A 22,847-nucleotide genomic window follows, 5' to 3' on the forward strand; every position below is an offset into this window, starting at 1 on the left:
CGGGCCGGATTGTGCTGAGTCTTGGCAAGCAGGGGAAGAGACGTTGCAAGTGCTTGCTGGCAACAGGGGCGACGGGTTTTCAGGCTTGGGTGGTAGATGGTCATCGGCTGGCGCGCGCTGTCCTTGATACTTGAGGCCAAAGTCTCTGAGGTTTTGCCATGCCCAACACCACGCCTGCCCACGCCCGCACACCTTGCCTGCCGACGATGGATGAGCAACGCACCGAGTTACACAACGAGGTCCATGCCCGCCCCCCGGCCCGTATCCGCTTGCCCGCTTTGGTAGTGCTGGTGGTGGTGCTGAACGACGCCGTCAGCCGTGAGCAGGAATGGGCCCACCTGCGCCGCCTGCCCGGCCAAGACGGGCTGGTGCTGGAGGCTTTGCAGGGCAACTTCTTGCGCCTGCGCCTGGGGGGCCGCACCCTGAAGTGGGAGCGCCACAGCGAGTACACCCGCTATGTTCTGGTGCAGCCGCTGCCCGAAGGCACGGGCTTGGGGGCCGAGGAGCCGGACCTGCTCAGTGGCATGTTGGTGGGCACCGACTGGCTGGCCGGCATCCCGGGCCGCACCATGGCGGCCGTGCAAACCGCCTTGGTGGAGCACTCCTTGGACGATGCACCGGCCGCCTTGGCCTTGGCCCAGCGCTGGCTGGGCGGCGGCACCGTGGTGGCGTCGTTGATGGGCCATGGGCACTCGCTGGCGGTGACCAAGTTCAAGCTGCGCGACGATGGCTTTGAGCGCATGGTGCTGGTGATGCCGCCGGGCACCACCGAGACCCGTGCGGGCCGCGTCTCCCAGCGCCTGCTGGAGATGGAGATTTACCGGCTGATGGCCTTGCGTGGCCTGCCGGTGGCCAAGAGCTTGGCCGCGCCGCTGGCCGAGGCCGAGCGGGCGCTGGCCGATGTCACGGCCCGCCTGGACGCGCACCAGGAGTCGGAGCAGGTCTTGTTGGATACCCTGATCAGTGTCGCGGCCAAGGTGGAGCGGGCCACGGCCGAGTCCATGTACCGCTTCTCGGCCACCCTGGCCTATGACGGCTTGGTGCGCCAGCGCATCGCCGAGATGCGCGAAAAAGCCATCCCAGGCACCCAGACCTTGGGCGAGTTCATGCAGCGGCGGCTCTCACCCGCCATGGCCACCGTGGCGGCCACGGCGCAGCGCCTGAATGCGCTGTCGGCCCGCATTGAGCGCGCCAGCAGCCTGCTGCGCACGCGGGTGGACATTGCCACCGAGCATCAAAACCAGCAGTTGCTGGCCAAGCTGACCCGCGGCCAAGACCTGCAGCTCAGCCTGCAAACCACGGTGGAGGGCCTCTCCATTGCGGCCATCAGCTATTACGTCATCAGCCTCGTGCTCTATGGCGGCAAGGCCGCCAAGGCAGCGGGCCTGCCGCTCAACCCCGAGATGCTGGCCGGCGCCTCCATTCCGCTGGTGCTGTGGGCGGTGTGGAAGGCCACGCAGCGCGTGCATGCGCGCCTGCATGGCTCCTCAGGCGGGCACTGACCGAGCGCACACTCAGGGCTTGATGTAGCCAAAGCCCTGGGTTTGCAGCCGCGCAATCCGCACCACACCCGAGGGGGTGAAGTTGGCCTCTTGAATGAACTGCTCCTTCTTGAGGCTGCGGTTCTTCAGGGTGATCTCGCAGACCTCAAAGCTCACGCCCCGCGCCACCAAGGCCGAGACCAAGGCGTCATAGGCATTGCCATTGCGGTCTTTGGCGCCTTCCATCAAAAAGTCCACGCCCTCGCCATGGCTCACCACGGTGATCTTGGCGCTGGGGTCCACGTCCAGGTGGTTGCGCAGATTGCGCAGGCCCGACAAGGCTTGGCTGGCTGCGTCATTGATGTGATACACCACCTTGTCTTGGGCGAAGCTCAGGCTGCAGGTGGCGGCCAGCACACCGGCCAGCACAATGGATTTCACGCTCATGGAAAACTCCGGGGTGAGTGAGGTCAATCTCTATAAGTCTTGGATGATGCATCATCCGCACCTGTTATCTTGTCCTTGATTTCCCCCAGGCGCTCATGACCTCCTCCAATGCCCCTTTGAAGTTTCTGCATCCCGGCTGGTTCACCATGGTGATGGGCGTGGCCGGCCTCTCGCTGGCCTGGCACCGCGCCGAAGGCCTGATGGGCGAGATGGCCAGCGGCATCGCGCTGGTCTTGGGTGCGTTGGCGGCCCTGATCTTCATCGTCTTGGCAGCGGGCACCTTGCTGCGCCTGCAGCGCCACCCCGAGGCCTGGCAAGAAGACCTGCGCCATCCGGTGCGGCACGCCTTTGTGGCCACCTTGCCCATCTCACTGATGCTCTTGGCCACCGTGGGCGTGGCGCTGTTTGGCCCCAGCGCGGTGGCGGCCGGCCTGTGGTGGGTGGGCTCGGTGGGGCAGTTGGGTGTCACCTTTTGGGTGCTGGCACGTTGGTGGCAGCCTAAAGCGCAAGGCGGCTTGCAGTGGCCGGCGGTGACGCCCGCTTTGTTCATCCCTATCGTGGGCAATGTGCTGGCACCGCTGGGCGGTGTGCCGCTGGGGCATGAGCTGTGGGCAACGGCCCAGTTGGGCGTGGGCGTGCTGTTCTGGCCCGTGGTCTGGACGCTGCTGATGGCCCGCATCCTGGTGCAGGGCGCTTGGCCGGATCGCCTCCTGCCCATGAACTTCATCTTTATCGCGCCACCCGCCGTGGTGGGCTTGGCGGTGCTGCAACTGGGCGCACCCGCCCAGGGCGGCTGGCTGTTGTGGGGCATGGCGCTGTTTGTCGCAGCGTGGGTGGCCAGCCTGGCGCCGCGCCTGCGCGCCCTGCCTTTTGCGCTGCCGCATTGGGGCGTGAGCTTTCCGCTGACGGCGCTGACGGCGCTGACGCTGCGCTTGGCCACACCGGGTAGCGCGTTGGCGGTGCTGGGCCCGCTGCTGCTGGCGCTGAGCACGCTGGTGATCTTGAGCCTGTTGATGGCCACTTGGCGCGGCCTGCGTGCGGGCACCTTGCTGGCGCCCGAGCCGGTGGCCGCCATCGTGCCGGTGGCCGCGCCTGCGGGCTGATCAGCCGGGTGTGGCAGCGGTCTGGCGCTGCTGCAGCCAGGCGTCCAATTCTGCGGCGGGCATGGGCTTGCCAATGTGCCAGCCTTGGGCCTCATCGCAGCCCATGGCGTGCAGGCGCTCCAGCACGGTGGCGTTCTCTACGCCTTCGGCCACGACACTCAAGCCGAGGTTATGGCCCAGCTCAACGATGGAGCGCACGATCATCGCGTCCTTGGGCTCGCGCTCCATGGCCCGCACAAAGGACATGTCGATTTTCAGCTCATGCACCGGCAAGGTCTTGAGCGTGGCGTAGGAGCTGTAGCCCGTGCCGAAGTCGTCGATGGACAGCTTGTAGCCCCGCGCTTGCAGGGCCTGCAGCGTTTGCACCGCGCGCTGCGGGTCGCTCATGATGGCGCTCTCGGTGATCTCCAAGCACAGCGCACTCGGCGGCACACCCGCAGCCGCCGAGCGGGCGTCGAGTTGGTCCAGCAAGTCGGGCTTGGCAATGTCATGGGTGGAGAGGTTGATCGACAGCCGCCCCTCAAAGCCCTGGGTGCGCCATGCCGCCACGATGCGGGCGGCCTCTTCCACCACCCAGAGTGTCAGGGTGTGGATGAAGCCCGTGTCCTCGGCAAAGGGGATGAACTGCATCGGCGGCACCATGCCGCGCTGCGGGTGTTGCCAGCGCACCAGGGCCTCGCCGCCCACGATGCGCCCGCTGCCCACGGCCAGCTTGGGCTGCACAAACAAGCGCAGCTCGCCCTCGCGCACGGCGCGGCGCAACTCGCCCAGCAAAGACAAAGTCTGGGCGCTGCTGGCATTCAGCTCCGGGCTGTAGACCAGGCTGCCCAGCTTGCGCTGTTTGGCCGCATGCATGGCCATCTCGGCGTGGCTCAGCAGCACTGCGGGCGTTTCGCCATGGGCCGGGTAGGTGGCCATGCCAATGCCGGCGCTGACATCCACCGGGTGCTCGTTGAGCAGCAGCGGCGGCACCAGGGCCTCATGGATCTCGGCGGCGGCTTGCTCGGCCTCTGCCACGCCCGCATGGGGCAGCAGCAGCGCAAAGTCGTCGGCACTGAAGCGCGCCACCAGGCCCCTGCGTGGGGTGGCCACGCTTTGTAGGCGCTCAGCCACTTGCACCAGCACTTGGTTGCCGCTGTCATAGCCCAGGTTGTTGTTGACCTGCTGCAGCCGGTCCAGGTTCAGCAGCAGCACGGCGGCGGGCAGACCGCCTTCATCCAAGGCCTCTTGCAAGGCCTCGCTGAAGCGCGCCCGGTTGGGCAGGCCGGTCAGGGTGTCGGTGAAGGCCAAGCTGCGGATGGCTTCATTGCGTGCGTCCACGTTGCCACGCATTTGCTCAAAGGCTTGGGCCAGCTCGGTGACCTCGTCGTCGGCTTGGGGCAGCGCGATCGGGGTTTTGAAGTCGCCTTCGCCAACGCGGCGACTGGCGTCCACCAAGGCTTGCAGAGGGCGGGTGACGCGCCGTGCCGTCCACACGCTGCCGGCCACCAACACGCACAAGCCCAGCAGCGTGATGCCTAGCAGCAGCCACTGCAGGCGGCGGTAGGGGGCCACCGCGGCGTCCACCGAGCGCCACAGCACGGCACGCAGCTCGCCCTCGGGCGTTTTGAGCCACGACACGGCATGGCTTTGCACCGCCACGCCAGCCACCTGGGCCTGCCCCGCACCCAGCGGCCATTGGGCCAAGTTGCTGGCAGACAGGCCGGGCAGGCTGCTGGCCACGACACGGGTTTGTGAGGGGCTGATCTTCAGCCAGGCCATGTGCAGGTCGGACAAGCCATGCAAGTCCTTGGGGGCTGCGTCGGTCAGCGGAAAGCCCATCACCACCCAGCCCACCAACAGCGGCGCCTTCATCGGCACGGTCACCACTTGGTAGGCCTGTTGATCGACCAGCAGCCACTGGCTGAGCTGCGGGCTGCCATCGGCTTGACGCGGCAGTTGGCCCAAGGCTTGTCGCAGCGCCTCATCGCCGCCGCTGACGGCCCGCACTTGGAGGTCCGGCCCCAGCCAAGCGGCCAGCGTGGCGCCAATGCGGCCGGACTGGTTGGCCAACGCGTCTTGGATGGTGGCGCTGTCTTCGGAGTTGACCGCCGCACGAAAGCCATAGTCGGCGGCCAGCAGCGCCGCGCCTTGCTGCAACTGCTGCGCGCTTTGCGCCAAGAGCCGTTGCAGCACGCGCTCGCCCACTTCCAGCTCATCTTCCAGCAGCGCCCGCGCATTGGCCTCGATGCTGTGGCGGATGCTCAAAAAGCCCAGGCTTTGCACCACCAGCATCAGGGCCAGGAACAGGCCCAAGATCCGGCCTGCCAAGCCACTGTAGATAGGGCGGTGTTTCATGAGGCCGGCAAGTCCAGGGTGATCTGCTCACTGCCGTTCACCGTCACCGGCTTGAGCAGCCCTTGCGAACCTGCGGGCAGGCTGGGGTGCCAGGCCCGCAATTGGTAGGCGCCGTTGGGCACCTCGTCCCAGCGGGCGGTGCCGGGTGCGGCCGTCTTGGCCCACCAGGGCGTGTCGGTCACCACCACCCAGCCCACCATTTGGTCATGGATGTTGCAGCCCAAGACCACCACACCGCTGCGCTCAAAGAGGATGGGCTTTTCAGGCTTGCCCACATAGAGCTTGATCTCGAACTTCTTGGCCGGCGAGAAGGAATACACGTGATGGCGCACCGTGTCACGGTTCGGAAAACTCACGGCCGTCCCCGCCGTCACCACACTGACCAAGGGCTCAAAGCGCCGCTGGCGCTGGCCAATCTCCACCTCGGCCATGGGTTTGACCGGCGCTTTGGCGCCGAGGGGCTCCAGCATCAACACCGCATCCACCAGGGGCTGGCCCTGCTGGCCGCGCACGGTGACGCTGACGCTGCCCGCCGTGGCAGACAGCGCCACCCCGGCACAGCACAGGCTGGCCAAGGTTTTGAGCAAAGGTGGAAGCGCCATGGGAAAACCAGTGAAGGAGGAGAGGCCCGTCGATCACCGCTTTTCGGCTGTTGGGTGGGGGAGCTTGAGGCCGAGTTGGGGCGGATCGCTCAAGGCTTGGCGGATTGCCTGGCCCTGGCGCGGGCTGGTCCCCAGGGCTCATGCGAGAGGCGGTCGGCTGGCGCCGACTCCCTTGCGGTGCTCGCGCTGGCCTGGGCGCTGCAGAACTCGCTTCACTCACTGGCGCTCGTTACGCTCAATCATCTGCTGCGAGTAAGAGATTGATGCTCCACAGCGCGTCTCAAATCGCCCTGCGGCCCACCCCGCGCAAGGGTGGTGGGTGCGGCGCCACGGTTACTCTGGCGAAGGCCGCCTTGCCTTTCGGGCGGTATGTAGGGCCACAATGCCGAGAGACAGTTGCTGAAGAAATGGCCAAGGGGGTGTAGTAGGCATCCAGCACGATCACGCGGTTTTCGGGCTTCAATGCCGTTGTTGTCGAAACTCGAAGTAAAGCTGGCCGAATTGGTCATGCAGCATGTCGCCTTCATCTCTGCCGTACTTGAAATGGACGCCTTGCCATTGAGCCGGAGGAACATCCTTCGGAGCTGCAACATTGTCCAGGAGGTGGAAAAACTTCATGAAGGCGCATTCGCAAGCTTGGGCAATGAGCCGTTTTAAGACGAGCTCCTGAGCGGCGGTCAGCTTCATGCTTTCGAGCGCATCCGCGTCGGTGTCCGTGATCGCGCCGTCGGGTGGGTAGGACAGGACGGCATTGCGCGCGATAGTCGCTTGCATGCTCTTCTGCCAAACCGGATGGGTGATGTCCAGAGGATCAAGCCGCTTAGCGGACTCGATATCGGCTGCAGTCAGGAACCCCTCTCGGGCGTCGTCAGGCACTGCTTTCCCAAGAGGCAAGAGCGCGGACTCGCTGGATTCCGCAATGATTCTGTGGATCTCAAGCATCAGCAGGCGTTCAAGTTCGCTTTGATTCATGAAGTGTCCTATCGCGGTTCATGAGCGAGAGCCTTTGCGATGCCCTCATCTGCACGAGCCATGTTCATCGACGGTTGCAGTCCAGGACGCATGGAAAGGCAGAGAGGGATGGGGCGTGATGCAGCGAAGTAAAGAAGGAGGCCGAAGGCCGGGTGACATGAGCGGAATCATGCCCCATCCCTCTCTGCGCGCTCCAGCCGCAGCAGATTTCCGTCACAGCATACGGCGACGCAGCGACAGGCACACGCTTCATGACTAAAGCCGACGCCCTCACGCCTCCTCCCCCAAGAACCCCCCACTCTGATGCGCCCACAAGCGCGCATACAAACCCCCTGCTGCCAGCAACTCAGCATGGCTGCCTTGCTCGACGATGCGGCCTTGGTCCATCACGATCAGGCGGTCCATGGCGGCGATGGTGGAGAGGCGGTGGGCGATGGCGACCACGGTTTTGCCTTCCATCAGTTGGTAGAGGCTGGCCTGGATGGCGGCTTCGACCTCGCTGTCCAAGGCGCTGGTGGCTTCGTCCAGCAGCAAGATCGGCGCGTCCTTCAGCATGACCCGGGCGATCGCCACGCGCTGGCGCTGGCCGCCCGAGAGCTTGACGCCGCGCTCGCCCACATGGGCGTCGTAGCCGGTGCGGCCTTTGGGGTCGGAGAGGCCTTGGATGAAGCCGTGGGCCTCGGCGCGCTGGGCGGCGGCGACCATCGCGGCATCGTCGGCATCGGGGCGTCCGTAAGCCAAGTTGTCGCGCACCGAGCGGTGCAGCAGTGACGTGTCCTGCGTCACCATGCCGACCTGGGCGCGCAGACTGTCTTGGGTCACTTGCGCAATGTCCTGGCCGTCGATCAAGATGCGGCCCGCGCGCAGGTCATGAAAGCGCAGCAACAGGTTCACCAGCGTCGATTTACCCGCGCCTGAGCGGCCCACCACGCCTATTTTTTCGCCGGGGCGGATGGTGAGGTTCAGCGTGTCGATGACCTTGGGGCCGTCGCCATACGCGAAGCAGACCTCCTCAAACTTGACCTCGCCGCGCTTCACGTCCAGCGCGCGAGCTTGCGGCGCATCCAGCACGGTGGGCGCTTTGGAGAAGATGTCCATGCCGTCTTGCACCGTGCCGATGTTCTCGAACAGCGAGGCCATCTCCCACATCACCCAGTGCGAAATGCCATTCATGCGCAAGGCCATCGCGGTGGCCGCGGCGACGGCGCCCACGCCCACCTCACCGCGAGACCACAGCCACAGGCCCATGCCGGCACTGCCGGCAATCAGGCCTACGCTCAAGGACTGAATGGTGATCTCCAAGCCCGTGGACAAGCGCATTTGTGCATAAGCCGTGCCCATGAACTCTTGCATGGCATTGCGCGCATACAGCGCCTCGCGCCGGGTGTGCGAGAACAGCTTGACGGTGGCGATGTTGGTGTAGGCATCGGCCACCCGGCCCGTCATCAGCGAGCGCGCATCGGCCTGGGCTTGGCCCACACGGGCCAAGCGCGGCACAAAGTAGCGCAGCGCCACCAAGTAAAGCCCCAGCCAGACCATGAAGGGCAGCATCATGGTGGTGGAAAAGCCCGCGACGATGGCCACCATGGTGCCAAAGTAGATCAGCACATAGACCAGGATGTCGGCCACCGTCATCACCGTGTCGCGCACGGCCAGCGCCGTTTGCATCACCTTGGTAGCCACGCGGCCGGCGAACTCATCTTGGTAGAAAGCCAGGCTTTGCGCCAGCATCTGGCGGTGGAACATCCAGCGCAGGCGCATGGGGAAATTCGCATGCAAGGCCTGGTATTTGGACAGCGCCCACACGCTCATCAGCAAGGGGCTGGCCAGCACGGCCGCGCCCATCCACAGCACCTGGGTCTGGTGCTCGGCCCACCAAGTGGCCGGGTTGGCGCCCGACAGCCCGTCGACGATCTCACCCATGAAGGCGAACATCAGCGCCTCAAAGATGCCGATGGCTGCGGTCAACAGGGCCAGCACCGCAATATGGCGGCGCATGCCGGCGGTGCAGGCCCAGATAAAGCGGCCCAGGCCCTTGGGGGGCACGGGCGGCAATTCGTCAGGAAAGGGGGCGATCAGGCGTTCGAAGTAGGCAAACACGGCGGCTCTGCGTAGGCATGAGAGCCCTCGACGTTAGCCTATACCGGGCCTGCTTGCCGCAAGCGCCCGAGGAGGCCCTGCTCACATCGGCGTGGGCGTGCCCGCCATGCGGTCGTACTTGCTGAAGTACTGCCGGGCCAGCGCCACCAGTTGCGCGTCTGTCGGGTGGTCAGCCTTTTGGCTGGCAACGATGGTTTTGGCCACCGCCGGCAGGTGCTTGGTGCAATGGGCCTTGAACTCATCGTGCGCCGCGCCAGGGCCCACCACCAAGACCTCGTGCACGCCGGCCAGCGCTTGCGCGACATGGTTGTAGAACTCGGCCTGCGCCTTGGCATCTGGGCCGTGGTGGCGGGGGTGGTGCGAGCGGGCTTTGACGCGCGAGGCTTCGACCGACTCTGGGTCGAACTGCAGCACGTGGGCTTCTTGATGGTCCATCCAAACGACGGCGTGGAATTTGCTCATGGTGTTGTCCTTTCAGTGAGCGTGTGATTCAAAGGCGGTGGTGGGCGACTTGGCCCTCATGGGCGCTTTGGCAGCGCACACAGCGCTCGGCCCAAGGCTCGATGGCAAGGCGCTCGGCGGCAATCGCGTCGCCGCAATCGATACAGGTGCCGAAGTCGTGTTGATAGAGGCGCTGCAGGGCGCGGCTGATCAGGGCTAACTCTTGGTTGACACGGTCCGAGCGGGCCATGTCCACCTCGCGGTCGGCGTCGCGCTGTGGGGCGTCATCGCCGTCTTGCGAGAGCAGCTCGTGGGCGTGCTCCACGCGGCTCTGACCCTCTTGGTGGGCGTCGAGCTGCTGGGTCAGGGCTTGTTGCCGCTGCCGCAAGAGGGCTTCCAGGGTTTGTCGTTCGGGGGTGTTGATGATGGTGCTCATGAAGGGGTCTCCTTGATGCTCATCGTGCGCCTGCGGGGGGGTGTTTGCCTTGACGGGGGTCAAGGGTGCTGCCGGTGCAGGCCCCTGCCTACAATGGCCGCTTTCCGCACTCTTGAGAGGCCTCTCGACAGGCCCGCCGCGCCATGTGCCAGCTCCTCGGCATGAATGCCAACACGCCCACCGATGTGATGTTCAGCTTCACCGGCCTGGCCACGCGCGCCGACGAGCACAAAGACGGCTTTGGCATTGGTTTTTTTGAAGACAAAGGCGTGCGGCTTTTTGTGGACCACCACAGTGCTCGCCAGTCGCCGGTGGCCGAGCTGGTCAAGACCTATCCGATCCGCAGCAAGCAGGTCATTGCCCACATCCGCAAGGCCACCCAGGGCGTGGTGGCGCTGGAGAACACCCACCCCTTTCAGCGGGAGCTGTGGGGCCGCTATTGGGTGTTTGCCCACAATGGTGACTTGAAGAACTTTGAGCCTCGGCTGCACGGGGCCTTCAAGCCTGTCGGCTGCACCGACAGCGAGCGCGCGTTTTGCTGGCTGATGCAAGAGCTGGCCAAAAGCCACGCCAGCGTGCCCGATGTGGCCGAGCTGACCCACACCTTGGCTGAGCTGATGCCGCAGCTGCACCGCCACGGCACCTTCAACATGCTGCTCTCCAATGGCCAGGCCCTGTGGGCGCATGGCTCGACCAAGCTGCATTGGCTGGTGCGCCAGCACCCGTTTCGCCGGGCGGCGCTGCGTGATGAAAACTTGCAAGTCGACTTTGCCAGCGTGACCACCCCGCAGGACCGCGTGGCCGTGATTGCCACCGAGCCGCTGACCAGCGACGAAGACTGGCAGGCTTTTGCGCCGGGCGAGTTGCGCGTGTTTGTGGACGGCGCGCCGCGCTGACATTCATGCAGGCCATCTGCCGTTCATGACGGCCAGGATGCACTTCGCCCGCTGAATGCGCCGCCGCCGCGCTGGCCTGCCTACACTGCACGCCATGTCCACGAGCCACAACGCCTTACAACGCGCCTACTTCCGCTGGGCCGAGCCTCACTACCTGCGGTTGCCGCTGGAGCTGCGGGCCGAGGCGCGGCGCATGGATGAGTTTCTCTACACCACCCGCGGCGGCTTGGCTCTGTGGCTGGGCTGGTTCGCGGCGGTGGCGGGCTCCATGGCGGGGCTGGTCTACGGCGTGGGCATGCCCTGGGGCTTGGCGCTGGTGTGCAGCGTGGGCGTATGGCTGGGCATCCTCATCGCGTTGGGCAGCGCCTGGCTGATGCCCGATAAGTTCACCGGCACGCGCCTCTGGCGAGGGGGCCTGTTGGCGGTCGTCATGGCCTTTGCCGGCGCCTTCACCGGCTTCTTGGTGGGGCGGCTGACGCGCAAAGGCAATCTGGCGCTGGCGTTTGAAGACCTGGGCGACAAGCTGGCCATTGCCGCCAAGCAGGCCACGCCCATCTTGCTGATCGGGGTGGTGGCCTTGTTCGCGCTGCTGTGGGGCGTGGCGCAGATCCGCCGCACCCAAGCCCAGCAGCAGTTGGAGCAGGCCCGCGTGGTGCAAGCCCAAGATGCCTTGGCCCGCCAGGTGGCCGAAGCCCGCCTGAAGCTGCTGCAAGCGCAGATCCAACCCCACTTCATCTTCAACACCTTGGCGGCCTTGCAGCATTGGGTGGACACCTCCGACGCCCGGGCTGCGCCCTTGCTGCGCTCGCTCACCGGCTTTTTGCGCGGCTCCACCGAGCTGATGGCGCGTGACGAGGTGGCTCTGGGCGAAGAGCTGGGCCTGGTGCGCCACTACCTGGCCATCATGCAAGCGCGCTTGGGTGAGCGCCTACAGGCTGAATTGAGCAGCAGCCCTGAGGCTGAAGTGTGGACGCTGCCGCCCGGCCTCTTGCTGACCCTGGTGGAGAACGCCTTAGAGCACGGTGTGAGCCCTGCGCTGCAGCCGGTGAAGGTGCAGGTGGCGGCAGCGGTTCAAGAGGGCCACTTGAGCGTGACGGTGCAAGACAGCGGCCCCGGCCTGAGCCCCGACTGGCAAGAAGGCGTGGGCCTGGCCAATGCGCGCGAACGCCTGCGCCACCGCTTTGGCGACCGAGCCCACCTGCGCGTGGAGGCGGCAGAGCCGGGGGTGCGCGCCACGCTGAGTGTCGCGGGCCCGGCTGCGGTGGAGGAGGTGCGCCATGTCTGCTGATCGCATTGATTGGAGCCAGCTGTGGTATCCGGGACCGGCGCGTCGCTTCACACCGGAGGAGTTGGCACGGGCGGGTCGAGATATGCCCTCCAAAACCTTGATCGTCACTGTCGGATTCAACTTGCTTTCGATGGCGCCCATGATTTGGGTGCTTTCGGGTGCCGATTACCGTTGGGCCATCGTGGGCATCGTTTTCGCCTACCTGATTCTTTTTCTGCCCCTGGCCTCATGGTGCTGGCGACAGCCTGTGCGCAGCCGCATGATGGTGGCGACCTTGGCTTTGGCTGTTGTGCAGGTGGGGTTGGCGCTTTGCATGCGCCAACTTGGTTTGGAGCGAGAGGCGCGTCATACGCTGGCTGCTGTGTCGGGCTTGGCTTTTGTGGCGGCCGCGGCAGGTCTGTGGGTCTGGACCGCCACCCGCTCCAGCCAAATCTCTGCTCGCCTGCGCGAACTCGACGAGCGCGACCAAGCCATTAGCATGGCCTTGCAGTTGGCCACGGCCCAGGTTCAGCCGCATTTCTTGTTCAACTCACTCGCGTCGCTGCAGCACTGGGTCAGCACGGGCGATGGCCGAGCCGCGCCACTGCTGACCGCGCTCACCGCCTACCTGCGTGCGACCTTGCCGTTGTTCGAGCGCCGCAGCCTGAGCCTGGCCCAAGAGCTGGAGGCTGTGCGTCACTACCTGGCGGTGCTGGAGCTGCGCTTCGGCCAGCGCCTGCGCAGCAGCGTGCAGGCCGCCCCCGACACCCTGCAGGCCAGCCTGCCGCCCGGCGTGCTGCTGACGCTGGTGGAAAACGCGGTGGAGCACGGCTTGGCGCCCAAGCTGCAAGGCGGCGAGGTGCGCGTGGATGCAGCGACCGCCGCCGACGGCCGCGTCCGCATCACCATCTGCGACGACGGCGTGGGCCTGCCCGACGCGTTGCTGAACCCCATTGCTACCACGCCCGAGCCCGCCAACGGCCGCGGTGTGGGCCTGCGCAATACCCGCACCCGCCTGCAGCAGTTGCATGGCGACGCGGCCGAGCTGCATCTGTTCAACCCGCCCAGCGGTGGTGCCTGCGCCGAGCTGCTGCTGCCCCCGGGCCCATCCGCCCGTTCGTGAAACCCGCTTGACGCCCACAAGGTTTGAGATGAGCACCACCCCCCTGACGGCCCTGATCGCCGACGACGAAGAAGCCCCCCGCGCCCAGCTCAAAGCGGCGCTGCAACAAGCCTGGCCCGAGCTGCAGATCGTGGCCGAAGCCAGCAATGGGGTGGACGCCTGGGACGCCTATCTGGAGCACGAACCTCAGGTCTGCTTTCTGGACATTCGCATGCCCGGCCTCTCGGGCATCGACGTGGCGCGGCGCATCGGCAGCCAGACCCCGGTGGTTTTTGTCACCGCCTTTGGCGACCATGCTGTGACGGCCTTCGAGGCCGGGGCGGTGGATTACGTGATGAAGCCCGTGGAGCTTGCGCGCCTGCAGCAAACGGTGGAGCGCCTGCAAGCGCGGTTGCACACCCACGCGCCTGCAGCCCCCCAGCCGGATCTACAGGCCTTGTTGAGCCAGTTGGGCCAGAGCTTGCGCAAGCCAGCCCCGCTGAGCGTGATCCAGGCGGCGGTGGGTAAAGAAGTCAAGCTGCTGCGGGTGGAGCATGTGGTCTTTTTCGAGGCCGACTCGCGCTACACCCGCGTGGTGGTGGACGACCCCGTCACCGGCCCCAGCGAGGCCCTGATCCGCACCCCGCTCAAGGAGCTGCTGGCCCAGTTGGACCCCGACCAGTTCTGGCAAGTCCACCGCTCGGTCATCGTCAACCACCACCACATCGCCAGCGCTGTGCGCGTGGACGAAGGCACCATGGTGCTGACCCTGCGCGGCCGCCCCGACCGCCTGCCCGTGTCTCGGCATTTTCAAGGGATGTTCAAGGGGCAGTGAGCCCCCGGCTCATGACGCCAAGGCACCCCGCTGAGTGAAGCCCACAGGGATTTGAGGTGGGCCGGGCTCGTACATGTCTACATAAATGAGCCGGTCCTGATCTGTTCCGTCGACCCGAACGCGATAGACATCCAGCAGGCCGAGGCCCAGGGGTGAATGCACGCTGGGGAACTCGCAACAAGCGCCCTGCCGCTCATACTCCAGCGGCTGGCCTTGGGGGCCACGAAGGGCGTTGAGCAGCAGGATGTGAACCCCTGTGCGAAGCCGAGGGCCGACCTTGATGGGCTTCTCTTTTGTAAAGCCATAGTCGGGATCTCGGGAGGTCAAGAGCGGTGTTCTGAAGTAGGGCGCCTGCGTGTCAGAGCGTCCATTCGGAACACCTTTTCCGGCCTTCGTTGATTTGGCCAGTATCTCGGGGGCGGCCTGCGGCGGGGGCGTGGGCGCCGGCGGGGCTTGACAGGCTGTGATCAGCGCCGACAGCGTGAGGGCGATGCACAGACGAAGGGAGGAGCGGCGCATGGGCTTGGGTTTGATGGGGTGAGCGGATACCTTGCATCTTAGAGGCTTGTTCGGTTGAACCCTTAGGCGCTGGGCTGTCTTGCTCCCTCTAAACTGTCTTCATCCGCACTGACCGCCTGATGTGATGCCCACTTCCCTTCCCACCCCCCACTTCGACCGCTTCTACCGCCACCCTGAACTCACCGCCTTGCTGCAAGCCTATGCCGATGCGCGGCCGGACTTGGTGCAATTGCGGGAGCTGGGTAAAAGCCATGAAGGGCGGCCGATCTGGGTCGTGGTGCTGACCAACACCGCCACCGGCGCCGATGAGGATAAGCCGGCGATTTGGGTGGACGGCAACATCCATGCGGCGGAGCTGACGGCGTCTACCGCCTGCTTGTATTGGCTGCATCAACTGGTGCAGGGCTATGGCAGCGATGCCGCCACCACCGAGCTGTTGAACACGCGGGTGGTCTATTTGGTGCCGCGCCTCAACCCGGATGGGGCGGAGTGGGCCCTGGCCGACAAGCCGCGTCACATCCGCTCTTCCACCCGGCCTTATCCGTTTGACGAGCCGCATGTCGACGGGTTGACGGTGGAGGATGTGGACGGCGATGGCCGCGTGCTGCTGATGCGCATTCCTGACCCGCACGGCGGCTGGAAGCCCCACCCCGAGGAGCCGCGGGTCTTGATCCCGCGCCAGCCCGGCGAGTTTGGTGGCACGTATTACCGCGTGCTGCCCGAGGGCACGGTGCAGCAGTTTGATGGCGTCACGCTCAAGGCCAACCGCGATGTCGAGGGCCTGGACTTGAACCGCAACTTCCCCTCGATGTGGCGGCAGGAGTTTGAGCAGGTGGGGGCCGGCCCCTACCCCACCAGCGAGCCCGAGGTGCGGGCCATGGTGGACTTCATCGTCAAGCATCCCAACATTGGCGCGGCGGTGAGCTTTCACACCCACTCGGGCGTGATCCTGCGGCCCATGGGCACGCAGAGCGACACCGACATGACGCCGGAAGACCTGTGGCTGATCAAGCGCCTCTCCGACATCGGCACCGAGCTGACGGGCTATCCCAGTGTCAGCATTTTTCATGACTTCAAGTACCACCCCAAAGAGGTCATCACCGGCACCCAAGACTGGGTGTATGAGCACCTGGGCGCGCTGTTCTGGACGGTGGAGATTTGGGCGCCCAACAAAGAGGCGGGCATCACCGACTACGACTGGATCCACTGGTACCGCGACCATCCGCCCGAGGATGACCTGAAGCTCTTGAAGTGGAGCGACGAGCAGTGCGGCGGGTTGGCCCATGTCGATTGGTACCCGTTTGAGCACCCGCAACTGGGCAAAGTCGAGCTGGGAGGCTGGGACCGCCTGAACTTCTGGCGCAACCCCCCGCCGCACCTGCGCGAGCGCGAGGCGGCGCGGTTTCCAAAATGGCTGACCCAGATCGGCCTGACCCTGCCCAAGCTGGAGTTGCTGCATGCCACCGCCGAGCCGCTGGGCGACGAGCGCTGGCGCGTGCGCCTGGCCGTGGCCAACGCGGGCTACTTGCCCAGCCACATCACCAAGCGGGCGGTGGAGCGCAAGACCTCACGGCCCTGCGTGTTTGAGCTGGACCTGCCCGAGACGGCGACGCTGGAGATGGGCACGCGCCGCCTCGAAGGCCCGCACCTGGACGGCCACGCCGCCAAGCAATCCTTGCAGGCCTTTTTGCCCAGCAAGGAGCTGACGGCCGACCGCGCCCAGGCCGAGTGGATCGTCAAGGCACCGGTGGGCACGGTGCTGCAGCTCAGCGCCCATGCGGGCCGAGCGGGGCGGGTGCGGGCGAGTGTGACGCTGGGCTGAGCGGCTCAGCCCGCCAACAGCGCCATGGCGGCTCGCGCCGCCGCGCGCCCTTCATCGGTGGGCACCACCCACAGCTCCACCGCGCTGTCGGCGGCCTGCAGGGCTTGCACGCTATCGCCACTAGCGGCTTGGTTGGCGGTACCGTCGAGCTTGACGCCGAGATAGGCGAGTGCGCGGGCGACCTCAGCGCGCAGCAGGGCATCGTGCTCGCCAATGCCGCCGGTGAAGGCGATCAGATCCACGCCGCCCAGCAGGGCCACCAAGCCGCCCATCTCGCGCACGATGCGGCGGGTGAACAGCGCGATGGCTTCTTGAGCGGCGGGGGCTGGGCTGGCGCGCAGGGTGCGCATGTCGGCGCTCAGGCCCGACACGCCTTTGAGGCCACTGTCTTTATAGAGCAGCTCTTCCACCTGAGTGTGGCTCCAGCCCTGGCGCCACAGGTGCAACAGCACGCCGGGGTCCAGGCTGCCGCTGCGGCTGCCCATCATCAGGCCGTCCAGGGCTGAGAAGCCCATGGTGGTGGCCACAGAGACCCCGCCTTGCGTGGCGCACAGGCTGGCGCCATTGCCCAAATGGGCCAGGATGGCGCGACCTGAGGCGCACGGGCTGCGTGCAGCCAGCACCTCGCTCACATATTGGTAAGACAGGCCATGGAAGCCGTAGCGGCGCAGGCCTTGCTCTGCCAGCGCAGAGGGCAGGGGCAGGCGCTGCTCCAGCGGTGGCAGGTGGGCATGAAAGGCGGTGTCAAAGCAGCCCACTTGCGGCACGCCGGGCAGGGCGTGGGCAAAGGCGGCCACGCCGGCCAGGTTGTGCGGCTGGTGCAGCGGGGCCAGCGGGTTGAGCGCCGCCAGAGCGTCCAGCGTCGGTGCATCCAGCAGGCAAGGCGCCACACAGACGCTGCCGCCGTGCACGATGCGGTGGGCCACGGCCTGCAGTGGCACCTGGGCGGCGCTCAGCAGGCTCACCAAATGCGTTAAGGCCTGGGCCATGGGCGGCTCGGCGCTGGCGGGAAGGGGCTGACTTTGGCCCTCGGCCTTCAGGCGCGGCTGGCCGCCGGGCTCCAGCCCTTCGTAGGTGCAGGTCCAGCGCGCAGGCCCTTCGGCGGGGTAGAGGCCGCACTTGAGCGAGGACGAGCCGGCGTTGACCGCCAGCACGGCGGGCTGGCCTTCAAAGCGCTCGCGCAGGGTGGGCGTCACGGGCGGCGGCCCACCAGGGCGGCCAGGGCGGCCGAGGCCACGCGTGAGGCGGCCGTGTCGGCACGGCTGGTCAGCGCGATGGGCACGCGCGCGCCCAGCACCACGCCGCAGCTGGCGGCGCCGGCCAGGTAGTCGAGCTGTTTGGCCAGCATATTGCCGGCCTCTAAATCGGGCACCAGCAAGATGTCGGCGTCACCCGCCACGGTGGATTGGATGCCTTTGATGCGCGAGGCGTCGGCCGAGATGGCGTTGTCAAAAGCCAGCGGGCCGTCGAGCAGCGCGCCACTGATCTGGCCCCGATCGGCCATCTTGCACAGGGCGGCGGCGTCCAGGGTGGAGGGGATGCGCGGCGTCACCGTCTCCACCGCCGAGAGAATGGCCACCTTGGGGCAAGCCACGCCCAGGGCGTGGGCCAGGTCAATGGCGTTGCGCAAGATGTCGGCCTTGGTCAGCAAATCGGGCGCGATGTTGATGGCTGCGTCCGTCACCAGCAGGGGCTTGGGATAGGCGGGGACATCGAGCCGGAAGATGTGCGACATGCGGCGCTCGGTGCGCAGGCCGGGCTCGGCCAGCACGGCTTGCATCAACTCGTCGGTGTGCAGGCTGCCCTTCATCAGCGCATGGGCCTGGCCAAGGGCTGCGAGGCTTGCGGCCATGGCGGCGGCGGCATGGCTGTGCGGCGCGGCGATGAGGCTGATGCCGGCCAAGCTGCGGCCCAAAGTGTCGGCCAATTTCTGGATGCGCGCTTCAGGCCCGATCAGCAGCGGAATGATGAGCCCGGCTTCGGCCGCGTCCAGCGCACCGCTCAGCGAGGCTTCGTCACAGGGGTGGGCCACGGCGCAGGGCACGGGCGGGCGGCCACGCAGCTCGGCCACCCAGGCCGACATGCGCGCTTCGGCGGCAGCGGCATCCGCACGGTGGCCTGCGGGCAGGGCATGGTCTGCCGGGCGGCTTAAAGAGGCATTCATGGTCAGGGCGTCAGAGTTTGCTGGCTTCGTCGCGCAGGGCGGCGGCCAAGGCGGTGTGGTCGATGCGCGCATGGCGCGGCGTGGTGGGCAGCAGCAGGCCGTCGCGCTTGAAGCTGCTGACCAAGCGGCTGGCCGTCTCGATGGTCATGTCCAGCATGGCGCTCATCTCTTGGCGGCCGGGCAGCCAGATTTCGCCGCCGTCGGCATATTCGGTGAGCTTGAGCAGCAGCCGCAGCATGCGGTAGCGGGCAGGGCCGGCGCACAGCTCGGTCAGCCATTCGTCGGCGTCATCCAAGGCGCGCTGCCAGCGCTTCATCATGTCGCGCATCAGCTCGGGCTGCTCGCGGGTGAGGTCGTCCACCAAGGTGCGCGGCAGGCGGCAGACCTCCACCGGCGTGCAGGCCACGGCATCGGCGGCATAGCTTTGGCCCAGCATGGCCTCCATGCCCAAGAGGTCAGAGCGGCCGGCCAGGCGCAAGATGCGGCGCTCGCCGCGCTCGTTGTTGCGCTCCAAGCGCACCACGCCAGAGCGCACGGTGAAGGCGGCATGGCCGCTGCCTTGTGCTTCGTACAGGCTTTGGCCGGGTTCCAGCTTCAGGCTGGCGATGTGGACATGGATGTTGTCCAGCTCGGCATGATCCAACACGCCAAACAGGGCGAACTTTCGGACGCCGCACTCTGCACACACCCGCGCTTGGGGGTTGAACAGCGGCTCCTGCGGGGTCAGCGGGATGATGGTGGCAGGCATGTGCTCAGTATGCCGTCTGCGGGCGGCGAGCTGGCGGCCGGCAAGAGATGACCCCGGCATGAAAAAGCCGCCCAAGGGGGCGGCTTGAATCAGGAGGGGAGAGAAACCTTGGGGCGATCAGCGCTTTTGATCGGCCTTGAGCACACGCGCCATGCAACGGCGGTCATTGTGAATGGCCATGCTCCAGAAGGGCTCGAACTTTTGGCCCTTGTCGTCCCGCGCGGCCGGGGCCACCGGGTGCAGGCGCTGAGCAGGAAACTGAGGATGAGCAGACTTTTGCATGATGGTTCGCTTTGACTTCTGGCGCAGGCCTGAGGGGCTTGCGAGCAGTACAACGAGTCATCTTTCAGCGCCGATGACAGAAATTTGAAAATTTTTTGCATCCGTGCAGACCCGTGGTTTTGACGGACTTTACTCAGGCGCTTGTGCGGCGGTAATGTGTGCGTTCACTCTCTATATAGGCTATAAATAACAAGCCATTGGGGCTGTGGCGGTGACGGGTCAAGGCCGTTCATGACGCATTTGTGGCGTTAGCACGGGCCTTGTTCAGGCCTTCGCAGCGGGCCGGTTGGGCCAAACAGCCCCGGCCCGTTATCATGGTCGGTTGCCCGCGATGCGCCTTGCCGACCCCATGCCACACACCGATTTGCCCGCTGTCTCTGCTGCTCCTTCGACAGGCTTGCCCACCCTGTCCGCCACGGCCTTGGCCCAGGCCGCCCGCATCTCGGTGCGCGGTGCCCGCACCCACAACCTGAAGAACATCGACCTCGACATCCCCAAGCACGCCTTGGTGGTGATCACCGGTTTATCGGGCTCGGGCAAGTCCTCGCTGGCCTTTGACACCCTGTATGCCGAGGGCCAGCGCCGCTATGTGGAGAGCCTCTCGGCCTATGCGCGGCAGTTCTTGCAGCTGATGGACAAGCCCGATGTGGATGTGATCGAGGGCCTGTCGCCCGCTATCTCCATCGAGCAAAAAGCCACCAGCCACAACCCGCGCTCCACCGTGGGCACGGTGACCGAGATCCATGACTACCTGCGCTTGCTCTATGCCCGCGCCGGCACGCCGTTTTGCCCCGACCATGGCCTGGCCCTGCAGGCGCAGAGCATCAGCCAGATGGTGGACGCGGTGCTGGCGCTGCCCGAGGGCACCAAACTGATGGTGCTGGCCCCGGTGGTGCGCGACCGCAAAGGCGAGTTTTTGGAGCTGTTCCAAGACATGCAGGCCCAGGGCTATGTGCGCTTTCGGGTGGATGGCCAGGTCTTGGAGGCGGCCGATGTGCCGCCGCTGAAAAAGGCCGAGAAACACGACATCGATGTGGTGGTGGACCGCCTCAAGACCGGCGAGGGCATGAAGCAACGCTTGGCCGAGAGCTTTGAGGCCGCGCTGCGCATTGCCGACGGCCGGGCGATTGGGCTGGAGATGGACACCGCCAAAGAACATCTGTTCTCGGCCAAGTACGGCTGCCCGGTGTGCAGCTACTCGCTGCAAGAGTTGGAGCCGCGCCTGTTCTCCTTCAACTCGCCCGTCGGCGCCTGCCCGCACTGCGATGGCTTGGGGCTGCAAACCGTGTTCGACCCCGACCGGGTGGTGGCCTTCCCGACGCTGTCGCTGGGCTCGGGCGCCATCAAGGGCTGGGACCGACGCAACGCCTACACCTACTCCATGCTGGAGAGCGTGGCCAAGCACTATGGCTTTGACCTGGAAACGCCCTATGAAGACCTTCCGCCCAAGGCCCAGCAGGTGCTGCTTTACGGCTCGGGCGGCGAGGACATTGAGTTTGTCTACGAGGCCGAGGGCAAGAACGGCAAGCCGCGCAGCGTCAAGCGCTCGCACCCGTTTGAAGGCGTGATCCCGAATTTCGAGCGCCGCTATAAAGAGACGGATTCGGTGGCGGTGCGTGAAGACCTGGCCCGTTACCAAAGTGCCAAGCCCTGCGGCCATTGCGGCGGTGCGCGGCTGCGGGTGGAGGCGCGCAACGTCTTCATCCCCGGCACCGACGCGCAAAAAGGCCGGCCCATCTATGAGGTGGAGCACCTGACGCTGGCCGATGCCCTGGCCTGGTTCAGCAGCCTGGCCTTGACAGGCGCCAAGGCCGAGATTGCCGACAAAGTGGTGCGGGAGATCCGTTCGCGTTTGCGCTTTTTGAATGATGTGGGCCTGAACTACCTGAGCCTGGACCGCAGCGCCGACACCTTGAGCGGCGGCGAAGCCCAGCGCATCCGCCTGGCCAGCCAGATTGGCTCCGGCCTCACGGGCGTGATGTATGTGCTGGACGAGCCCAGCATCGGCCTGCACCAGCGCGACAACGAGCGCCTGATCGGCACCTTGAAGCACCTGCGCGACTTGGGCAACAGCGTGCTGGTGGTCGAGCACGACGAGGACATGATCCGCGCGGCCGACTGGTGCATCGACATGGGCCCGGGGGCGGGCAAGCATGGCGGGCAGGTGATGGCCGCGGGCACCCCTGAGCAGGTGGCGGCGCATCCAGATTCCCTCACCGGCAAATACCTGGGCCAAGTGCTGCGCATTGCGGTGCCCGAGAAGCGCCACAGCCTGGCCGACAGCACCGACCCCAAGACCTTGCGGGTGGTCAACGCCCGGGGCAACAACCTCAAGGGCGTGACGGTGGAGTTCCCCGTGGGGTTGCTGACCTGCGTGACGGGCGTGTCCGGCTCGGGCAAGAGCACCTTGGTCAATGACACGCTGTATGCGGCGGTGGCGCGCAAGCTCTACAACAGCCATGCCGAGCCGGAGGCTCACGACACCATCGAAGGCTTGGAGGCCTTTGACAAGGTGATCAATGTGGACCAAAGCCCGATTGGCCGCACACCGCGCTCCAACCCGGCCACCTACACCGGCTTGTTCACGCCCATCCGCGAGCTGTTTGCCGAGGTGCCCACGGCGCGCGAGCGCGGCTATGGTGCGGGCCGCTTCAGCTTCAATGTGGCCGGCGGGCGCTGCGAGGCCTGCCAGGGCGACGGGGTCATCAAGGTGGAGATGCACTTTCTGCCCGATGTCTATGTGCCCTGCGACACCTGCAAGGGCCTGCGCTACAACCGCGAAACGCTGGAAGTGCTCTACAAGGGCAAGAACATCGCCCAGGTGTTGTCACTGACGGTGGAAGAGGCGCATGCCTTTTTCAGCGCCGTGCCCAGCATTGCGCGCAAGCTGCAAACCTTGTTGGATGTGGGCCTGGGCTACATCACCCTGGGGCAAAGCGCCACCACCTTGTCGGGCGGCGAGGCCCAGCGGGTCAAGCTGGCGCTGGAGCTCTCCAAGCGCGACACCGGCCGCACGCTCTATATCTTGGATGAGCCCACCACGGGCCTGCACTTTGCCGACATCCAGTTGCTGCTCAAGGTGCTGCACCAGTTGCGCGATGCGGGCAACACCATCGTCGTGATCGAGCACAACCTGGACGTCATCAAAACGGCGGATTGGCTGATCGACATGGGGCCGGAAGGCGGCTCGGGTGGCGGCACAGTCTTGTCCGAAGGGCCTCCTGAGGTGATTGCCGCTTGCGCGGCCAGCCACACCGGGCGCTTCTTGCTGCCTCTACTCAGCCGCTGAAAGC

General features: G+C 66.0%; 20 protein-coding genes. 8 read left to right on the top strand and 12 right to left on the bottom strand.

Going from position 1 to position 22,847, the window contains the following annotated elements; translation table 11 throughout:
* Positions 1-158: 158 nt before the first annotated feature.
* Positions 159-1,502, top strand: coding sequence for a DUF3422 family protein (locus KAK11_RS13715; protein WP_210809751.1), 1,344 nt, complete (start codon positions 159-161; stop codon positions 1,500-1,502).
* A gap of 12 nt (positions 1,503-1,514) precedes the next feature.
* Here KAK11_RS13715 and KAK11_RS13720 read toward each other — a convergent pair whose 3' ends face one another.
* Positions 1,515-1,928, bottom strand: a complete 414-nt coding sequence (locus KAK11_RS13720; protein ID WP_210809752.1) for a DsrE family protein — start codon at positions 1,926-1,928, stop codon at positions 1,515-1,517.
* A 95-nt stretch (positions 1,929-2,023) separates the two neighbouring features.
* Between KAK11_RS13720 and KAK11_RS13725 the strand changes: the two genes are divergently transcribed.
* Entirely contained in the window at positions 2,024-3,031 is a 1,008-nt protein-coding gene (locus tag KAK11_RS13725; RefSeq protein ID WP_210809753.1) for an SLAC1 anion channel family protein, read from the top strand.
* On the opposite strand, the gene KAK11_RS13730 is transcribed toward KAK11_RS13725, so the two are convergent.
* The 6 genes from KAK11_RS13730 to KAK11_RS13755 form a co-directional block, all read right to left on the bottom strand.
* Positions 3,032-5,368, bottom strand: a complete 2,337-nt coding sequence (locus tag KAK11_RS13730) for a putative bifunctional diguanylate cyclase/phosphodiesterase (RefSeq protein ID WP_210809754.1) — start codon at positions 5,366-5,368, stop codon at positions 3,032-3,034.
* Complete coding sequence (locus tag KAK11_RS13735) at positions 5,365-5,970, bottom strand: methylamine utilization protein (protein WP_210809755.1); 606 nt, start codon at positions 5,968-5,970, stop codon at positions 5,365-5,367. Before KAK11_RS13735 ends, KAK11_RS13730 begins: the two co-directional genes overlap by 4 nt.
* 459 nt (positions 5,971-6,429) lie before the next feature.
* Complete coding sequence (locus KAK11_RS13740; RefSeq protein WP_210809756.1) at positions 6,430-6,942, bottom strand: hypothetical protein; 513 nt, start codon at positions 6,940-6,942, stop codon at positions 6,430-6,432.
* 270 nt (positions 6,943-7,212) lie between these two features.
* Complete coding sequence (locus KAK11_RS13745; protein ID WP_210809758.1) at positions 7,213-9,042, bottom strand: ABC transporter ATP-binding protein; 1,830 nt, start codon at positions 9,040-9,042, stop codon at positions 7,213-7,215.
* An 81-nt stretch (positions 9,043-9,123) separates the two neighbouring features.
* Positions 9,124-9,504 carry a hypothetical protein gene (locus KAK11_RS13750; RefSeq protein WP_210809759.1) on the bottom strand — a complete coding sequence of 127 codons (381 nt, stop codon included), beginning with the start codon at positions 9,502-9,504 and terminating at the stop codon, positions 9,124-9,126.
* A gap of 28 nt (positions 9,505-9,532) precedes the next feature.
* Positions 9,533-9,919, bottom strand: a complete 387-nt coding sequence (locus KAK11_RS13755) for a TraR/DksA family transcriptional regulator (protein WP_210809760.1) — start codon at positions 9,917-9,919, stop codon at positions 9,533-9,535.
* Positions 9,920-10,062: 143 nt separating this feature from the next.
* Here KAK11_RS13755 and KAK11_RS13760 point away from each other — a divergent pair, with 143 nt between their 5' ends.
* The 4 genes from KAK11_RS13760 (at position 10,063) to KAK11_RS13775 (ending at position 14,019) form a co-directional block, all read left to right on the top strand.
* On the top strand, positions 10,063-10,815 hold the full coding sequence (locus KAK11_RS13760) for a class II glutamine amidotransferase (RefSeq protein ID WP_210809761.1): 753 nt from the start codon (positions 10,063-10,065) through the stop codon (positions 10,813-10,815).
* A 94-nt stretch (positions 10,816-10,909) separates the two neighbouring features.
* Positions 10,910-12,103 carry a sensor histidine kinase gene (locus tag KAK11_RS13765; RefSeq protein ID WP_210809762.1) on the top strand — a complete coding sequence of 398 codons (1,194 nt, stop codon included), beginning with the start codon at positions 10,910-10,912 and terminating at the stop codon, positions 12,101-12,103.
* On the top strand, positions 12,093-13,205 hold the full coding sequence (locus KAK11_RS13770) for a sensor histidine kinase (protein ID WP_210809763.1): 1,113 nt from the start codon (positions 12,093-12,095) through the stop codon (positions 13,203-13,205). The genes KAK11_RS13765 and KAK11_RS13770 overlap by 11 nt, the downstream gene beginning before the upstream one ends.
* 28 nt (positions 13,206-13,233) lie before the next feature.
* On the top strand, positions 13,234-14,019 hold the full coding sequence (locus tag KAK11_RS13775; RefSeq protein WP_210809764.1) for a LytR/AlgR family response regulator transcription factor: 786 nt from the start codon (positions 13,234-13,236) through the stop codon (positions 14,017-14,019).
* A gap of 9 nt (positions 14,020-14,028) precedes the next feature.
* Here the strand turns inward: KAK11_RS13775 and KAK11_RS13780 are convergent, their stop codons facing one another.
* A complete protein-coding gene (locus KAK11_RS13780; protein WP_210809765.1) occupies positions 14,029-14,346 on the bottom strand; it encodes a hypothetical protein in 318 nt (105 codons plus the stop codon).
* A gap of 316 nt (positions 14,347-14,662) precedes the next feature.
* On the opposite strand from KAK11_RS13780, the gene KAK11_RS13785 reads away from it, so the two are divergent.
* The gene (locus KAK11_RS13785) at positions 14,663-16,360 is read left to right on the top strand and encodes a M14 family metallopeptidase (RefSeq protein WP_210809766.1); all 1,698 of its coding nucleotides are present in this window, start codon (positions 14,663-14,665) and stop codon (positions 16,358-16,360) included.
* Positions 16,361-16,365: 5 nt separating this feature from the next.
* Here KAK11_RS13785 and KAK11_RS13790 read toward each other — a convergent pair whose 3' ends face one another.
* The 4 genes from KAK11_RS13790 to KAK11_RS13805 form a co-directional block, all read right to left on the bottom strand.
* Positions 16,366-17,556 (bottom strand): acetate/propionate family kinase, encoded by a 1,191-nt coding sequence (locus KAK11_RS13790; protein ID WP_310737805.1) that lies wholly within the window; start codon positions 17,554-17,556, stop codon positions 16,366-16,368.
* Complete coding sequence (locus KAK11_RS13795; protein ID WP_210809767.1) at positions 17,553-18,524, bottom strand: bifunctional enoyl-CoA hydratase/phosphate acetyltransferase; 972 nt, start codon at positions 18,522-18,524, stop codon at positions 17,553-17,555. Before KAK11_RS13795 ends, KAK11_RS13790 begins: the two co-directional genes overlap by 4 nt.
* Before the next feature lie 10 nt (positions 18,525-18,534).
* Positions 18,535-19,272, bottom strand: a complete 738-nt coding sequence (locus KAK11_RS13800; protein WP_210809768.1) for a Crp/Fnr family transcriptional regulator — start codon at positions 19,270-19,272, stop codon at positions 18,535-18,537.
* A gap of 117 nt (positions 19,273-19,389) precedes the next feature.
* Entirely contained in the window at positions 19,390-19,554 is a 165-nt protein-coding gene (locus KAK11_RS13805) for a hypothetical protein (protein WP_210809769.1), read from the bottom strand.
* Positions 19,555-19,903: 349 nt separating this feature from the next.
* Between KAK11_RS13805 and uvrA the strand changes: the two genes are divergently transcribed.
* Positions 19,904-22,843, top strand: coding sequence for an excinuclease ABC subunit UvrA (gene uvrA, locus KAK11_RS13810; protein WP_210809770.1), 2,940 nt, complete (start codon positions 19,904-19,906; stop codon positions 22,841-22,843).
* Positions 22,844-22,847: the final 4 nt, after the last annotated feature.

It is taken from the genome of Ideonella paludis (assembly GCF_018069865.1).
Classification (GTDB): domain Bacteria; phylum Pseudomonadota; class Gammaproteobacteria; order Burkholderiales; family Burkholderiaceae_C; genus Ideonella; species Ideonella paludis.

What these genes read in the sequence shown, in the direction of transcription:
- KAK11_RS13715 (WP_210809751.1), top strand. Translation starts at nt 159, where the DNA reads ATGCCCAACACCACGCCTGCCCACGCCCGCACACCTTGCCTGCCGACG.
- KAK11_RS13720 (WP_210809752.1), bottom strand. Translation starts at nt 1,928, where the DNA reads ATGAGCGTGAAATCCATTGTGCTGGCCGGTGTGCTGGCCGCCACCTGC.
- KAK11_RS13725 (WP_210809753.1), top strand. Translation starts at nt 2,024, where the DNA reads ATGACCTCCTCCAATGCCCCTTTGAAGTTTCTGCATCCCGGCTGGTTC.
- KAK11_RS13730 (WP_210809754.1), bottom strand. Translation starts at nt 5,368, where the DNA reads ATGAAACACCGCCCTATCTACAGTGGCTTGGCAGGCCGGATCTTGGGC.
- KAK11_RS13735 (WP_210809755.1), bottom strand. Translation starts at nt 5,970, where the DNA reads ATGGCGCTTCCACCTTTGCTCAAAACCTTGGCCAGCCTGTGCTGTGCC.
- KAK11_RS13740 (WP_210809756.1), bottom strand. Translation starts at nt 6,942, where the DNA reads ATGAATCAAAGCGAACTTGAACGCCTGCTGATGCTTGAGATCCACAGA.
- KAK11_RS13750 (WP_210809759.1), bottom strand. Translation starts at nt 9,504, where the DNA reads ATGAGCAAATTCCACGCCGTCGTTTGGATGGACCATCAAGAAGCCCAC.
- KAK11_RS13755 (WP_210809760.1), bottom strand. Translation starts at nt 9,919, where the DNA reads ATGAGCACCATCATCAACACCCCCGAACGACAAACCCTGGAAGCCCTC.
- KAK11_RS13760 (WP_210809761.1), top strand. Translation starts at nt 10,063, where the DNA reads ATGTGCCAGCTCCTCGGCATGAATGCCAACACGCCCACCGATGTGATG.
- KAK11_RS13765 (WP_210809762.1), top strand. Translation starts at nt 10,910, where the DNA reads ATGTCCACGAGCCACAACGCCTTACAACGCGCCTACTTCCGCTGGGCC.
- KAK11_RS13770 (WP_210809763.1), top strand. Translation starts at nt 12,093, where the DNA reads ATGTCTGCTGATCGCATTGATTGGAGCCAGCTGTGGTATCCGGGACCG.
- KAK11_RS13775 (WP_210809764.1), top strand. Translation starts at nt 13,234, where the DNA reads ATGAGCACCACCCCCCTGACGGCCCTGATCGCCGACGACGAAGAAGCC.
- KAK11_RS13785 (WP_210809766.1), top strand. Translation starts at nt 14,663, where the DNA reads ATGCCCACTTCCCTTCCCACCCCCCACTTCGACCGCTTCTACCGCCAC.
- KAK11_RS13795 (WP_210809767.1), bottom strand. Translation starts at nt 18,524, where the DNA reads ATGAATGCCTCTTTAAGCCGCCCGGCAGACCATGCCCTGCCCGCAGGC.
- KAK11_RS13800 (WP_210809768.1), bottom strand. Translation starts at nt 19,272, where the DNA reads ATGCCTGCCACCATCATCCCGCTGACCCCGCAGGAGCCGCTGTTCAAC.
- KAK11_RS13805 (WP_210809769.1), bottom strand. Translation starts at nt 19,554, where the DNA reads ATGCAAAAGTCTGCTCATCCTCAGTTTCCTGCTCAGCGCCTGCACCCG.
- uvrA (WP_210809770.1), top strand. Translation starts at nt 19,904, where the DNA reads ATGCCACACACCGATTTGCCCGCTGTCTCTGCTGCTCCTTCGACAGGC.